Origin of the sequence: Thermanaeromonas toyohensis ToBE (assembly GCF_900176005.1) — a bacterium.
GTDB lineage: Bacteria > Bacillota > DSM-521 > Neomoorellales > Neomoorellaceae > Thermanaeromonas > Thermanaeromonas toyohensis.
The window spans coordinates 950,622-965,325 of record NZ_LT838272.1; the positions used below are offsets into that span (position 1 = coordinate 950,622).

Below are 14,704 nucleotides of genomic sequence, written 5' to 3' on the forward strand. Positions count from 1 at the left end.
GATGGATTATCTCGCTACCAAATACCTAAGGCCACGGAAGATACCCAGCACAGCCTGTAGCGGCTGCGGCTTAGGCCAGATCCATAAAAAAGTAGTAAAAGCCATTGACGAACTAGGGCTAGACATCGGGGACGTAATCTGGGGCACAGGTATAGGCTGCGCTGGTCGCCAGACCTTTAACACCTGGAAAGGGGATAACTTCGCCGGAACCCATGGCCGGGTCTACGCCCTAGCCACAGGACTGAGACTGGCTTTACCGCCAGACAAAAAGATCATCCTCACTGTAGGCGACGGTGACGCCTTCGGTATCGGCTTTAACCACCTTTTAAATTGCGCCCGCCGGAATGTGGATATTACCGTCATCGTATGCGATAACTTAGGCTACATGTCCACAGGAGGCCAATACGGCTGGACTACACCAGAAGGCTACCGCACAGATAGTAGCCCTTACGGGATGTGGGAGCCCAACTGGATGCAAGGCGGCCGAGATGTACTAAATATCCTGCGGGAAGCGGGAGCCACTTTCCTGGCCCGGCATACGAGCATAGAAGGCCAGGAGGCAGTAGAGAGCATAAAGAAGGCCATCCTCAATAAAGGCTTCTCCTTGGTGCACATGCCCTACCCTTGCGTTACCAACTTTGCCGAAAGGGCCCTGGGCAGCAGAAGACCTGCCGTAATGTACAAATGGTTTAAAGAGCGCACTATTAAGCTTAATGAAAGGGTGGACGAGAAAGCCTTAGGGGATATATATTTTCGCACAGGCATCTACCATGACGCCAGCAATAGCCGGCCCGAGTTTGCCGAATCTTTAAGGAGCCGGGTGGCCGAAATACAGAGGAGGTTCCGGTAAAAATGGCCAAAAGGACCGAAGTATTGGTAAGCGGATTTGGAGGCCAGGGAGTGGTAAGGATAGGCCAGGCTTTAAGCCTTGCGGCAGTATACCAGGGGCTATACACCACCATGCTTATAAGCCATGGGACAGAGACCCGGGGGGGTTATGTCCGCAGCCAGGTAGTCATGTCTGAGGAGCCCATCGATAGCCCGGTGGTGGAGAATCCCGATTATTTCTGCGCCCTTTCCAAAGCAGCTTATAACCGGTTTAAGCATTTAGTAAGCCACGGGATAATAATCTACGACCCAGGCTACGTAGAACCCGACGATAGCCTTAAAGTTAAGCAGATCCCCCTTAACGCTAGAGATTTAGCGGAAGAAAAGCTCGGCCGGGAGCTTTTCGCCAACGCTATTGTCATGGGGGCCTTAAGCAAGCTTATGGCAGGCTTGCTGGATAAGGATATAGTTATAAAAGCCATGCTGGAGCGTATCCCCCGGTTCCACGAAGAAAACAAAAAGGCTTTTGAACTAGGATATAGCCTGCTTTAAAAGGGGAAATGGGCGGCCATGAAGCTATATGAATATGAGGGGAAAGAGCTATTCCGGCGGGGAGGAATACCTGTTCCCCAAGGGAAGGTAGCTAGCAGCCCTGAAGAAGCCTATTTAGTAGCAGCCGAGATAGGGAAAGAAGTGGTTATAAAGTCCCAGATATTGCAAGGAGGTCGAGGCAAAGCCGGGGGTATAAAGTTCGCTGCTTCTCCTGAAGAGGCGAAAGCCTGGGCCAGCGAGCTTCTGGGCCAGAAGCTTAAGACAGAAGAAATAAAGAAGGTGCTAGTAGAAGAGAAGCTAGACATCGCTGAAGAATGGTACCTTTCCTTCACTGTAGATCCAGCGGCGGGCGCCCCCCTCCTTATGGCCAGCCGGTCGGGAGGAGTAGACATAGAAGAGATAGCTCTTCAGACGCCAGAGAAGATCATTACCGAAAGGATCAACATTTTCCATGGCCTTATGCCTTTCCAAGCCCGTCGCGCTGCCTTTGCTTTAGGACTAGAAGGGAATAAAGTAAATGAATTAGCCTCCCTCCTGCTAAAGCTTTACCGTCTATTTCGCCAGTATGATGCTGAACTAGTGGAGATCAACCCCCTAGTGGTTACCTCACAAGGAGAGTTTATAGCTGCTGACGCTAAAGTAATCATTTACGATAACGCCCTTTACCGCCAGAAGGAATTTGTAAAAGGCCCGGAAAGGTTTGAAGACGAAAGGGAATATAGGGCTTCCCAATACGGGCTGAGCTATGTAAAGCTAGACGGCAACATAGGAGTGCTTTGCACCGGAGCTGGCCTTACCATGACCACCCTAGATCTCATCACCTATTACGGTGGACGTCCAGCTAATTTCCTAGAATTTGGTGGAGCCACCTATAGGAACTCATATTATGCCCTGGAAATAGTCTTAAGCGACCCGGATGTAAAAGTGATACTCATAAACACCTTTGGGTTAGTGGCACGGGCAGACGTTATAAGCGAGGGGTTGGCCCAAGCCATTGAAGAACTAAAGCCCCAAGTACCCATAGTGGCTTCCATACGGGGCACTGGAGAAGAAGAAGCGCGTAAAATTTTGGAGAGCCGCGTAGGCTTAAAACTTTTCCCCAACGTAGAAGCGGCAGTACAAGAAGCTGTACGCCTAGCAGGATCCTCTTAAAGGCGAAAATAAGGTGGAGGGATAGACTACCTTATGGCTATATTACTCACTAAAGACACGAAAGTTTTAGTCCAGGGCATTACAGGGAATGAAGGCACCTTTTGGACCAGGCACATGCTGGATGCGGGCACTAAAATAGTGGCGGGGGTTACCCCGGGCAAAGGTGGAAACCAGGTACACGGAGTACCGGTCTACAACACAGTAGCTGAGGCGGTAAAAAAGCATGGGGCAGAAGCTTCCGTAGTATTTGTTCCTCCGGCCTTTGCTAAAGATGCTGTATTTGAAGCCCTGGAGGCAGGGATAAAGCTGGTAGTATTGCTAGCCGACGGGGTTCCTTTACATGATGCTATGGAAATACGGGCTTTAAGCCGGCAGATCGGAGCGACTGTCTTAGGGCCCAATACGCCGGGTATGGCCAGCATAGGCCAAGCCATGTTGGGCTTTATCCCTGTATGGCTAGCGGATGTGTACCGTGTTGGCCCTGTTGGCGTAGTAGCCAGGAGCGGTAGCCTTACCAATGAAGTATGCTCCCACATTGTAGCTGCAGGGCTGGGGCAGAGCACTTTTGTAGGCTTAGGAGGGGACCCGGTCCCTGGGACCCGGCTAACTGAGGTCATGGCTCTTTTTGAGAAAGATCCAGCCACAGAAGCGCTAGTAGTTATAGGGGAAGTAGGGGGCACCATGGAGGAAGAGGCGGCTGAAATGATAGAGAGAAGGGAGTTTACTAAGCCGGTGGTATGCTTCATTGCTGGCCGCTCTGCCCCGCCTGGTAAGAAGATGGGTCACGCGGGAGCCATCATCACTATGGGTAAAGGTTCAGTTAAAGGGAAGGAAGAGGCTTTAAAGAGAGCGGGCGCCCTGGTAGCCACCAGGCCCGCAGAGGTAGGCAGGCTTCTTAGGGAGGCTTTGAGAAGTTAAGCTATAGATAAATTTGGAGGAAGAGTAGGGAAGCTATAATTTACACAGGGTGGTCCCTAGGCTGAGGGGGCACCCTGTACTTTTTTAATACCCCTTATTGATTTACTACATTTCTTGTAACCTTTAGCTTTCATCCAATGTTCGGGGGCTTAAAGGCAATATCAACATCAACAGGTAAGAAAGGCTTGGGTGCCATCCCGAGTAACATTCCCTTTTCTTCGTAAGCGAGATTTGATGTTACTTTATCACTCAATTGCTCAAAAAGCGGAGAGAAAGTGGAATAAAAATGGAGATGAACTTTTGCTCATTAGTTAAGTGGTATTTAAGTGGCCTTTAGCCAATGGTAAAATAATGTCAGAGAACCTCTAGAGAGCGGTGGGTTTCTCCTGGTCTTGTTCAGTAGAAACTTCCTTGCTAGAGGTTGCTTTAGAAGCCTTACGTAAGTTAAAACGGTGGAGCATGTTTAAAAAAGCCATAATTAAAGCTCCTGCTAGAGTAGAAGCGAAAATCACTACCACCAGGGAAACTTGCGAGAACTTCCAAGTTAAAAAGTAAATATCCACTGGCTTAGCATTTTGGACAGCAAAGATGGCCACGAGCAAAGTAAAAATTAGGACTAAAAGGCCATAAATTTGCACATTTAAGGCCTCCTTTTTGCTTTGGCGCAAGCTCTTTCAGCCAAGCCTTAGCTTTTTGCCTACATTATAACATATAACATATTAGGGTGGAGCTAAGATAACTTTAAAACCAGCCCTTCTTCCGGAAATAACCCACCATCCCTCCGGCCACCAATACCATTAAGCCTAGAGCCCAGTAATACCCGTACCGCCATTCCAGCTCTGGCATATACCGGAAGTTCATACCGTAGATCCCGGCGATTAAACTTAAAGGCATCATGATAGTGGTAACAAGGGTAAGAACCTTCATGACTTCATTGAGCCGGTTAGAAATTAATGATAGATAGATTTCCAGGGCGGAGCCTATAAGCTCATGTAGTGTTTCTACATGGTCCACTAACCTCAAGTACTCATTGTATATATCCAGGAAAAATACCCGGTTTTCCGTCTTTACTAAGGGGAACTCGGGATGGCAAAGGAGATCTACTACATCTCGCTGGGGGCCCAAAAATTTCCGCAGCCTTATGGCTTGGCGGCGGAGAAGAAAGATTTGGTTTAAAACTGTACGTCCAGGTCGGCGGAAAACGTCTTCTTCGATCTCTTCTATTTTGTCTTCTAGACGGTCAAAGAAAGGGAAGAACTCGGAAGTTAGAGCCTCTAAGAGGGTATAGAGAAGGTAATCCATCCCTTTGCGGAAAAGGGAGGGGTTGGTCTGATAAGAAGACCAAAGGCGCTCGAGGAAGTCAAGTTTTTCCTCGTGAATAGTTACTATGTAATGGGGGCCAAGAAATATATTTAAAAAAGTAGTAAGAGACTTAAGCTGGGGCCTTGGGCTTACACAGCGTAAGGTTATAAAGATATAATCTTCATATTGGGCCAACCCTGGCCGGGAAGGGGGGCGGTGGCAATCGGCTACGGCTAAGGGATGGAAACCGAAGGTAGAAATAAGGATATCTAATTCCTTGGGGGAAGGGTGAGAGAGATCTAACCAGGTGTAAGCGCCTTCATGGCGGGGATTAAATCCCGGGGGTAGTTCTTTCTTAAGGTTTCCATCAGCATCCACTAGCAAAACACGTCGCAAGTATAAAGCACCTCCTCTTTTTCTAGTTTACCAATTTTAAACCCGGCTGACTTCTGCCTTAAGGGACGGTATAGGGGTGTTAAGGCATGGTTATACTAGTAACATGATCCTTTCCCTATTATTGCATAGCGGGGGATTTTATGATAATATTGGCATTAAAATAGCAAAAATTCCATTTAAATCATAGACACAAATAATTGGTAAAGGAGGACAAAAAATGCAGGTCCGCTGGTTAGGCCATGCAAGCTTTCTCTTTACTACACCCCAGGGAGTCCGTGTTCTCACAGATCCTTATGGGCCCGAGGTTTCACCAGCAGCTAAGGAGGTGGAAGCCGATGTGGTAACGGTGAGCCACGAACACTTTGACCATAATTACTTAGCTGGGGTAAAGGGCCAACCCCTGGTATGGCGCGGGCTTAAGGAAGACGGGCAGGATTGGAACGAAGTTAATGAAACCTTCAAAGATCTGCATGTCTATAGTATCCCTGTGTACCATGATGAAGTCCAAGGAGAAAAAAGGGGTAAAAACACCATTTTTGTTTTCGAAGTAGGGGATTTACGTTTAGCTCATTTGGGAGATCTGGGCCACGTGCTAGAAGTAGAGCATGCTCAGAAGATAGGCCCCCTGGACATACTTATGGTTCCGGTAGGTGGCTATTTTACTATAGATGCCCGTGAGGCCTGGCAGGTAGTGGGGTTACTTAAGCCGCGGCTAGTTTTCCCTATGCATTACTTAACACCTGGTATGCGTGGTTTCCCCATAGCTAAGGTGGATGAATTTACCTCGGGGCGGGCGAACGTGCGCCACCTAGGAGTAAGTGAGGTAGAAGTGAACAAGGGAAACCTTCCTCCAGAGACGGAGGTTTGGGTCCTAAGCCTTAATGGCGGTGTAACGCTGTAACCTATGGAAGGAATGGGTGCTTATACCACGGTAGCTACCCAGGCGGAGGTGGAGGTGAAAATTGAGCGGTCCAGATTTTTAGCCTGGGTACAGGAGGCTAGCACTGAAGAAGAAGCTCGAGCTATTATAAGTGAGCGCCAGCGGTTACACAGGGAAGCCACCCATAATTGTTTTGCCTACCGCCTGGGATTGCCCCCAAAGGAAATAGTATACTATAGCGATGCGGGGGAACCGAGCGGTACAGCCGGCCGTCCTATTTTGGGTGCTATTTTGAGTTTAGGTTTAACAAATGTAGTGGTAGTAGTAAGTAGGTATTTTGGAGGCAAGAAGCTAGGCAAAAGGGGGCTTATCGAAGCTTATAGCGGTGTAGCCCGCAAAGCGTTAGAGAAGGCTGGCCGGGTGGTTAAAGTTATCACTAGGCAGGTAGAGCTTGTCTGTACTTATCCTGGGCTAGACCGGGTGCTTAAATTTTTAAATTCCTATGGTGGCCGCGTGGTGGCTGCAGATTATGGGGAGGAAGTCCGCCTAACTATAGAAGTACCTGAAGGAGTTGGGGAGCAATTTTGGTCACAGATAGAAGCATGGGCTCGTTTTAACAATTAAAGGGGCAAGGCAGCCCTTGCCCCAGTAAGTTTAACCTTTAAGGAGCCTCCAGAGCATATCCAGGGCACTCTGGGTGGCTCTCCACTTGATTTCTTCCCTTAATCCTTGGAAGAGTTCCCTTCGTACTTGGGTAGTCCCTTGGTAATCTATAGCTAGATAGACCAGGCCTACTGGCTTAGCTGGAGTTCCCCCGCCGGGACCGGCGATGCCGGTGATGCCTATACCAATGTCGGTCCCGGCTAGCCCCCGTACCCCCCTGGCCATGGCTAAGGCTACCTCTTCACTTACTGCTCCCCTAGAGGCCAGTATTTCTGTAGTTACCCCGAGGAGCTGGAGTTTAACTTTATTGTTATAAGCTACTATACCTTGATGGAAATAGGCTGAACTTCCAGGGATGTTGGTAAGACGATGGGCAAGAAGCCCACCGGTGCAAGATTCCGCTACCGCCAAGGTCAAACCTTTAAGAGTAAGCAGGTTCCCTACTACACCTTCTAGAGTATCCCCATCGGATCCAAAAATATGCTCCTTAAGCCGCTGCCGGATCTCCTTTTCCAAGGGTTTAATGAGATCTAAGGCTGCTTCAGTATCTTTTGCTTTAGCCGTAATCCTTAAATGTATTTCCCCTGGGCTAGCCAAGGTAGCTAAAGTAGGGTTGGTTCCCTTAAGGAGATCCTGGATCTTTTCTTCTACGGCTGATTCCCCCAAGCCAGTTATTTTTAATACTCGCGAGAAAATTATCTCCTTGCTGGTGCTGTATTGCTGGAGAAGGGGTAAAAGCTTTTCCGTGAGCATCACCCGGAACTCAGAGGGAGGGCCAGGTAAGCAGGCGTATAATTTACCGTTGTGTTCCAGGAATATTCCGGGAGCGGTACCCAAGGGGTTATCTAAGGGTATAGCTCCACGGGGGAAGAGGGCTTGCTTTAAGTTCTGAGGCGGCATAGGGCGGTCTCGGAGGCTAAAAAAACGGATTATATGTTCCCTGGCCGAAGGATTTTCCTCTAGGGGTAAGCCTAAGGCCCCGGCTAGGGCTTCCCGAGTAAGGTCATCTTCTGTAGGGCCTAAGCCACCACAAACAATGATGAGATCAGCCCTTTTTCCAGCCTCTTGTATAGCTTCCTTAATGCGCTCTAGGTTATCTCCTACCACTACTTGGCGGAAAATACTGATACCTGCTTTAGCTAACTCCTGGGACAAAAAAGCTGCGTTGGTGTTTATTATCTGGCCTAAAAGAAGTTCAGTTCCTGTAAATATGGCTTCAGCCTGCAAAGAAATTGCCTCCTTGACTAACTAGAAGAGTGGCCTGTTTCTAGTGCTGGGCCGGGCTTACGTGGCCCGCGGCGGGAGTATGGACATTACTAGAACCCAGGTTATTTATAGCCGTCACTGTTAAACCTAAGGCTAGCCATAGAAGAAAAAAGAGGACAAGATATATCTTTTTCATCTCTCTTCACCTCTTACAACTCAGTATATCAAGGCCTTAAGTCCCTGGCAACAGCTTGTACCGTTGACACTATACTTGTTTGTAGCCTTATAATACTTCTTAGGATTTCTTCATACTTTCTCCTTCTTTAAGTGTTATAATTCTTAAGGAAGACTGGAAGTGGGCCTAGAAGCTTTAAGGGTGAATCTTAAAGGGGGAAGGTCAGATGTATTATCGGGAAGGAAGACGAGGATTAGGGTGGCTTTTACTTCTGGTATTTTTAGCTGGGGTAGCGGTGACGACGGCCTTTTTTGTTCTAAGCAGCCCCTCCAAAGCTTCTAATTTATCTCCTGGACAGGGAGCGGGAACGCAGGTATTTACTGGGAAGGCAGCAGCCGCTAACCTTCCACCAGGGCTGGGGCCGGAAGCTATCGCTGACATTGTAGAGGCTGCCAGTCCGGCGGTGGTCCGGATAGATACAGTGGTGGGAGGAGGAAATTTACCTTCACCCTTTAATGATCCTTTCTTCCGGCAGTTTTTTGGTTTACCTCTCCCACGTCAACAGGAAACCGCCTTGGGTTCCGGCTTTATTATTTCTCCTGATGGGTATATTTTAACCAATGAGCATGTAGTAGAAGGAGCCCGAGAAGTTAAAGTAACTATTGTCGGGTTTGATCAACCTTTTAAAGCCAAAGTAGTAGGTGCCGACCGGGATTTAGATCTAGCTGTACTCAAAGTGGAGGCAGGTAAACCTTTACCTTATCTTAAGCTGGGAGATGCGGACAAGGCTCGGGTAGGGGAGTGGGTTATTGCCATCGGTAATCCTTATGGGCTGGATCACACTGTCACGGTGGGAGTGTTAAGCGCTAAGGGAAGGCCCATCGATACCCAGGACCGTCATTATGAAAACCTTTTGCAAACCGATGCTTCTATTAATCCTGGTAACAGCGGCGGCCCCCTTTTAAACCTTAAGGGCGAAGTGATAGGGATCAATACGGCAGTTAAAGTGGATGCCCAAGGAGTGGGTTTCGCTATCCCCAGCACCACTGTACAGCCAGTTCTAAATGACCTCATGACCAAGGGTAAAATTGTACGTCCTTGGCTGGGTGTAGTTTTGCAGGAAGTTACTCCTGATATAGCTGATTTCTTGGGAATGTCTAAGCCGGAAGGAGTTCTTGTTCGGGAAGTAGTTCCTGAAGGGCCTGCAGCTAAAGCCGGATTAAAGAGGGGTGACATTATCCTACAGGTAGATGGACAACCGGTAAATTCTGCTAGCGAGTTGGTAAAACTTATCCAGAAGAAACAAGTAGGCCAGACTATGCAGCTTTTAGTCTTCCGCCGAGGAAGCCGCTTGTCTTTAACGGTAACCCTGGCTGAAAAACCTAGCCAATTTTAAGGCCCGGGTCGTCGTCGGGGGAGGCGAAGCTTTAGGCTTAAGCGGGCGGGAGAAAAAAGGCGGGAAAACAGTTGAGAGAAGGCAAAGACAGGTTCTTTAAGGGGTACCACGGGTATTCCCGTGGGCCTTTTTATTTTTGGTTCCTGTTTAGCTAAGATGCTATACCGGTAGCCATAGAGAAAATAAACTAAAATTCCGAGGATGAGCCAGGCTCCGAAACGTATCCAGGTTAACCTAGGAAGATTGATGAATAAGTACCCGGCAAAGGCTATGGTGAGGAGGGGTAGCCAGGGAGCTAGAGGAACTTGGAAGGGACGGGGGAGATCGGGGCGCGTATACCGCAATATTATAACTCCTATAGATACTATTATAAAAGCCGATAGTGTCCCTACATTGGCCAGCTGGGCGATTATTTCTATAGGTAGAAGGGAAGAAATTGAAGCGATAGCTGCCCCTACTAGCAGGGTGGCTACCCAGGGTGTCCGGAACTTAGGGTGTACAGAGGCGAAGGCCCGGGGGAGTAACCCGTCGCGTCCCATAGCCAGGAATATGCGGCTCTGGGCATAAATGCCCACCAGCAATACGCTGGTTAAACCCGCCAGGGCACCTACCCCGATGAGAAGGGAGGCTCCCCGGATACCGGCATCCAGAAGGGCCGTAGTCACAGGCGAGGCTGTGTTGAGCCGGGGGTAGCTAGTGAGCCCAGTAAGGACAGCTGCTACCGCCATGTAAAGCAGGGTGGAAAGGGCCAGTGACCCTATTATACCCCGGGGTAGGTCCCGGGCCGGATCCCGTACTTCTTCGGCGGCTGTGGAAACAGCATCGAAGCCTATATAGGCAAAAAAGATGATAGACGCTCCTTGTACTACACCGGGGAGACCAAAGGGGAGAAAGGGCCGCCAGTGGGCAGGGTTAACCCGGGGGAAGCCTAGAACAAGGAAGGCTAAAATAACCAGGACTTTTACAGCTACTACTACCTTATTGGTGGTAGCGCTGGTCCGGGTACCGGTGAGGGCTACTATGGTAGCAAAGGCAGTGATGAAGATGGCAGGCAGATCTATAATACCACCCCGTAAGGGTGAACTTATTAGGGAGGCCGGTAAATTGATGCCGACTGAACGCAGGATATCGGTAAAATAAGAACTCCAACCCAGAGCTACGGCTCCAGCTGCCACCATATATTCTAAAATAAGGTTCCACCCGATGATCCAGGCCACGATTTCTCCCAAGGCAGCATAAGCATAGGTATAGGCACTCCCAGCTACAGGGATCATGGAAGCTAGCTCAGCATATACCAAAGCGGCTAATCCAGCAGCTGTACCAGAGATGAGAAACGATAAAATCACACCTGGCCCAGCATAATTGGCTGCTGCTACCCCGGTGAGGACGAAAATGCCCGTACCTATGATGGCCCCCACACCCAGGGCTACCAGGTCTGTTGCGCTCATCTCTCGTTTAAGTTTTTCCTGATCCCGCGCTTCATTTAAAAGATCCTTAATAGGTTTAGTACGCCAAAGGTTAAATTTCACCAGGCCTCGCCTTTCCCAAAATCTTTAGTTTTAGTATGCGCTTAAGGATAAAGCCTATACTTTGGGGCAGGAGAAGCTATTTTTTTGTCGAATTTTTCCTAGGGAAGCTCCATGAGACAAAAAAGATGGTTTTTTTTAGTTTTCTTAGTACCTGTTGTGTTTTCTTTTTATTGGTTGGTCTTCCGGCCTTGGTCCGTACCTATAGGCTCACCCCCGGAGGTTCTCTACGATCAGGTGGTCCTGGATCCTCCCCCTATAAAATGGGGAGGGAAGATATGGGTGCCAGTTAACGAGTTTGGTCTCGTGGCCCAAGGTCCTAGTGGTTATCTACCTTTATCGCAGGTTATGCCAGCTTTGGGCCGGTCTCCTTCTGGGGGGCACGGCGAAGGAATACGGCTTCCTCTATGGGGTAGCGGATCTAAAAAGGATTCCCATTACCGTTATTATCCAGTATATCAAATAAAAGCTAGGTTAGAGCCAGAAAAGCGGATTATAGTAGGGCACCTTGTCTTGGCCTACCAGAATCCTTACTTTTACCCCCTTTATGACCTCCTCTTTAACCTACCTTCCAATGGCTGGCCGGGGAGTGAAAATACCCTTACTATCCAGAGGATCGTCCTCAATAATAAACCTGCTTCTTTTATAGTGAAGAAAAGCAGGTTGGAAGTATTCCTTCACCGACCCTTGGCTTCTGGAGAGACTTTAAAAGTGGAAATATCTTTTACTACTTATTTACCCCAGCGTCCGGCTCGTTTAGGTGTGTGGGAGGATACTTTTATGGTTTCAGGATGGTATCCTATCTTAAGCCCCCGGGAAAAAGGAGCTTGGCGCGGTATGGCGGAGGGAATAGCTTGGGGTGATCCTTATTTTGCCGATTCCGCCTATTATAATGTAGAGCTGGAATTACCACCTTCCTTAATGGTTAGGGCCAGCGGGCGAACTACTGGAGGGGAGCAAAGAGGAGAGCGAGTCTTATGGACTTTTATGAGCGAAAAACCCATTCGCGAGTTTGCCTTTGTCCTTGCGCCAGGCTGGAAGCAAGCATACGCTCAAATAGACCAAACTTTAATAACCCTGGCCTTTCGCAATCAGCTCCCCACTTCTACCTTGGATATAGCGATGGGGGCCTTCGCTTTTTTTAAGGAGTACTGGGGCCCTTACCCCTACTCTTACTTAAACCTCGTTGAGGTACCCTTGGAGGGCCTTTCGGGGATGGAGTACCCAGGACTAGTTTTTTTAAGCACCCGTAAAGGTTATACTCCTCCGGTTATTGTACATGAGGTTGCTCACCAGTGGTGGTATAATTTGGTAGGCAATGATACTATTTCTTCATCGTGGATAGATGAAGGGCTGGCGGAATATAGTACTCTCCTTTACTATCGGGTACACGATCCCGTTTTATATAGGCAACTTAAGGAGGACATAATAGCTGAAGCAGGGGAAACCTTAAATTTAGAGGAACTTTCAGAGGCATTAAATCGAGAGCTTAAAAGTTTTACTTCCGAAAAGGATTATCGCCAGGTGACTTACCGTCAAGGGACGGTTTATTGGTTAAAGATGGAAGAGAAGATGGGGGTAAAAACTTTACAAGAAGCCTTACGCTATATTCAGGAATATTATCGCTTTGAACGTATAGAGGCCCCGTGGTTGGAAGGCATTCTGAATTTCTATATCCAGCATAAAGGGAAGTAAATTGGAAAAAATATCTTGTCGAGGTAAGGCCTGTAGAGTATAATTAAGGCGAATAATGGAAGATAAAGTGCATAAGATGCCCCGACAAGGGCAAACCCATCGAAAGGTGGGGGCGCAAAGCTATAGGGTCTAAGGCCAGATGTTTCTGGCTATGACAGCCAGCTGCCGTGGGTGGAACGGGGCTACCCATTAAAATAGGAGTAGCCCTTTAAATTTGCAGAACTTAAGGGGCAGGAGGTACGGGGTATGCGGTTTCCCAGATTTCGGAGGGGGGAGGGCAAAAAACGAGCCTTTTCCCTCCCGGTGGGTATTTTTAACTTTGGTGCCGTAAAGCTAGGTGCCAAAATCATGGGGGGTTTCCTTTTAGTTATAGCTGTTTTTGTGGCTGTGGTAGTGATTGTGGATATAAATCTTCAACGTATTGAACATGCTGCCCGGAAAGTTTTACTCCTCCAGAAGCAAGACCAGCTTTTTACTACCATGTCCTTATCTATCTGGGAAGGTTATAGGCGCGCAACCGATTACATAATTAATGGATCCCAGACCCATGCTTTAAGCTTTGAGGAAGCTCTCCAACGTTTCAATAAAGCTAAAGAAGAATTGGAAGGCCAACAGCTAGACAGCCAGACCCAGGGCTTTGTGTCCGCCATGGCCATGGCTGCTAAAAGCTTTACGGAGACCTTTAAAGGAAACATTTTAAAAGCTAGCCAGCAGGACCGGATGCTTGCTTTGCCCATCTTAAGCTTTCAGATGGGGGCAGCGGTGGATAATATTAACAATATCGGTAGCCATGTTCAAAAAGAGATGACGCTTCAGCGTGAAAACGCCAAGTCAGAGCTGGAATGGGCACTGACCTATGCTAAAAGCACTCTATATTCGGGCTTAAGTTTAGCCTTTATATTAGGAATGCTGGTGGCCTTGATATTTAGCCGTATGGTGGGACGTCCTATAGCTAATCTTGTAGCCTATGCTAAGCGAATTGCAGCGGGAGATTTAACGGCAGCCGAGATAAAAGTAAGATCCCGGGATGAGCTAGGACAGTTAAGCCAGGCCTTTAGTGTTATGGGACAGAGTTTGCGCCAACTTATTGGGCGGGTTAGGGAGATGGCAGGGGAAGTGGCAGGCTTAAGCCAGGATTTAGCCCAAATGTCTCAGGAATTAGGAGAATCCGCCCGGCAGGTAGCTTTAACGGCCCAGGAGATGGCCCGGGGTGCTGAACACCAAGCCCAGCAGGTCACCCAAACGGCCACAGCTATAGAAGCTCAAGCTGCGCGGGTAGAAAGGGTACATCAGCAAGCTGAAGATATGGCCCGGGCCTCCCAGTTGGTGGCGGAGAAGACATCTGAAGGTGCTCGTACGGTGGAAGAAGCTAACCAGCAGATGGAGGCCATTTCCCAGCGCATGGAGGCCCTGGCCCAGGTGGTGGAAACATTAGGAGAACGGTCCCAACAGATAGGTCAAATTGTAGGGGTCATCTCTGGCATCGCCGAACAGACCAATCTTTTAGCCCTGAATGCGGCTATTGAAGCGGCCAGGGCAGGGGAGCAGGGTCGCGGTTTCGCCGTGGTAGCTGATGAGGTAAGGAAGTTAGCCGAGCAGTCCGCCCAGGCTAGTGATCAGATAGTGGGCCTCATAAAGGAGATACAAAAGGAAACAGGTCGGGTAGTGGCCGGGATGAAAGAAGGAGTCCAGGATGTGGAAAAGGGGACCGAAGTTATGCAACGCTGCGGGGAGGCTTTCAGGGCTATCGATCAGGCTGTAGGAGACCTTTTAGCCCGTATCCGAGATGTGGCAGAAAAAGCTGAAGAGATGGCCCTAGGTGCGGGTCGCATCAAGGAAGCTGCCGAGAGCCTGGCTGCGGGTACAGAAGAGACAGCGGCCGGGACGGAAGAGGTTTCTGCGGCTGCGGAGGAGCAGACGGCTTCTGTAGAAAGGATAAGTGAGGCGGCTACCAAGTTGGCCCAAGCTGCCCGTGCCCTGGAGGAAGCTGTAGGCCAATTTAAGTTATAAATGTA

14 protein-coding genes and 1 riboswitch are annotated in these 14,704 nt (G+C 48.8%); of the genes, 9 read left to right on the forward strand and 5 right to left on the reverse strand.

What is annotated here, in order from left to right:
- The first annotated feature begins 1 nt into the window (after nucleotide 1).
- From B9A14_RS04620 to sucD, 4 genes are read left to right on the forward strand one after another with little or no spacing between them, the layout of a single operon-like run.
- Entirely contained in the window at nucleotides 2-850 is an 849-nt protein-coding gene (locus tag B9A14_RS04620; RefSeq protein ID WP_084664410.1) for a thiamine pyrophosphate-dependent enzyme, read from the forward strand.
- Nucleotides 851-852: 2 nt separating this feature from the next.
- Nucleotides 853-1,380 (forward strand): 2-oxoacid:acceptor oxidoreductase family protein, encoded by a 528-nt coding sequence (locus tag B9A14_RS04625; protein ID WP_084664411.1) that lies wholly within the window; start codon nucleotides 853-855, stop codon nucleotides 1,378-1,380.
- An 18-nt stretch (nucleotides 1,381-1,398) separates the two neighbouring features.
- Nucleotides 1,399-2,532 carry an ADP-forming succinate--CoA ligase subunit beta gene (gene sucC, locus B9A14_RS04630; RefSeq protein ID WP_084664412.1) on the forward strand — a complete coding sequence of 378 codons (1,134 nt, stop codon included), beginning with the start codon at nucleotides 1,399-1,401 and terminating at the stop codon, nucleotides 2,530-2,532.
- 33 nt (nucleotides 2,533-2,565) lie between these two features.
- Entirely contained in the window at nucleotides 2,566-3,450 is an 885-nt protein-coding gene (sucD, locus tag B9A14_RS04635) for a succinate--CoA ligase subunit alpha (RefSeq protein ID WP_084664413.1), read from the forward strand.
- Nucleotides 3,451-3,815: 365 nt separating this feature from the next.
- Here the strand turns inward: sucD and B9A14_RS04640 are convergent, their stop codons facing one another.
- The gene (locus tag B9A14_RS04640; protein ID WP_084664414.1) at nucleotides 3,816-4,088 is read right to left on the reverse strand and encodes a LapA family protein; all 273 of its coding nucleotides are present in this window, start codon (nucleotides 4,086-4,088) and stop codon (nucleotides 3,816-3,818) included.
- 103 nt (nucleotides 4,089-4,191) lie between these two features.
- Nucleotides 4,192-5,148 carry a magnesium/cobalt transporter CorA gene (corA, locus tag B9A14_RS04645; protein WP_084664415.1) on the reverse strand — a complete coding sequence of 319 codons (957 nt, stop codon included), beginning with the start codon at nucleotides 5,146-5,148 and terminating at the stop codon, nucleotides 4,192-4,194.
- Between the two features lie 217 nt (nucleotides 5,149-5,365).
- On the opposite strand from corA, the gene B9A14_RS04650 reads away from it, so the two are divergent.
- Together B9A14_RS04650 and B9A14_RS04655 are read left to right on the forward strand one after the other, a co-directional pair.
- Nucleotides 5,366-6,049: an MBL fold metallo-hydrolase gene (locus tag B9A14_RS04650; protein WP_084664416.1), complete on the forward strand. Its 684-nt coding sequence runs from the start codon at nucleotides 5,366-5,368 to the stop codon at nucleotides 6,047-6,049.
- Between the two features lie 3 nt (nucleotides 6,050-6,052).
- Nucleotides 6,053-6,652, forward strand: coding sequence for an IMPACT family protein (locus tag B9A14_RS04655; protein WP_084664417.1), 600 nt, complete (start codon nucleotides 6,053-6,055; stop codon nucleotides 6,650-6,652).
- A 30-nt stretch (nucleotides 6,653-6,682) separates the two neighbouring features.
- Here the strand turns inward: B9A14_RS04655 and B9A14_RS04660 are convergent, their stop codons facing one another.
- Complete coding sequence (locus tag B9A14_RS04660) at nucleotides 6,683-7,918, reverse strand: competence/damage-inducible protein A (protein WP_084664418.1); 1,236 nt, start codon at nucleotides 7,916-7,918, stop codon at nucleotides 6,683-6,685.
- A gap of 40 nt (nucleotides 7,919-7,958) precedes the next feature.
- Nucleotides 7,959-8,093, reverse strand: coding sequence for a hypothetical protein (locus B9A14_RS17920; RefSeq protein WP_269456759.1), 135 nt, complete (start codon nucleotides 8,091-8,093; stop codon nucleotides 7,959-7,961).
- A 205-nt stretch (nucleotides 8,094-8,298) separates the two neighbouring features.
- On the opposite strand from B9A14_RS17920, the gene B9A14_RS04665 reads away from it, so the two are divergent.
- A complete protein-coding gene (locus B9A14_RS04665) occupies nucleotides 8,299-9,468 on the forward strand; it encodes a S1C family serine protease (RefSeq protein WP_084664419.1) in 1,170 nt (389 codons plus the stop codon).
- On the opposite strand, the gene B9A14_RS04670 is transcribed toward B9A14_RS04665, so the two are convergent.
- Nucleotides 9,465-10,997, reverse strand: coding sequence for an amino acid permease (locus B9A14_RS04670; RefSeq protein ID WP_231967920.1), 1,533 nt, complete (start codon nucleotides 10,995-10,997; stop codon nucleotides 9,465-9,467). The genes B9A14_RS04665 and B9A14_RS04670 overlap by 4 nt on opposite strands.
- 279 nt (nucleotides 10,998-11,276) lie before the next feature.
- Between B9A14_RS04670 and B9A14_RS04675 the strand changes: the two genes are divergently transcribed.
- Both B9A14_RS04675 and B9A14_RS04680 read left to right on the forward strand, forming a co-directional pair.
- A complete protein-coding gene (locus B9A14_RS04675) occupies nucleotides 11,277-12,689 on the forward strand; it encodes a M1 family aminopeptidase (protein WP_172839036.1) in 1,413 nt (470 codons plus the stop codon).
- A gap of 79 nt (nucleotides 12,690-12,768) precedes the next feature.
- Nucleotides 12,769-12,859: riboswitch (cyclic di-GMP riboswitch) on the forward strand.
- 76 nt (nucleotides 12,860-12,935) lie between these two features.
- A complete protein-coding gene (locus tag B9A14_RS04680; RefSeq protein ID WP_084664421.1) occupies nucleotides 12,936-14,699 on the forward strand; it encodes a methyl-accepting chemotaxis protein in 1,764 nt (587 codons plus the stop codon).
- Nucleotides 14,700-14,704 lie beyond the last annotated feature (5 nt).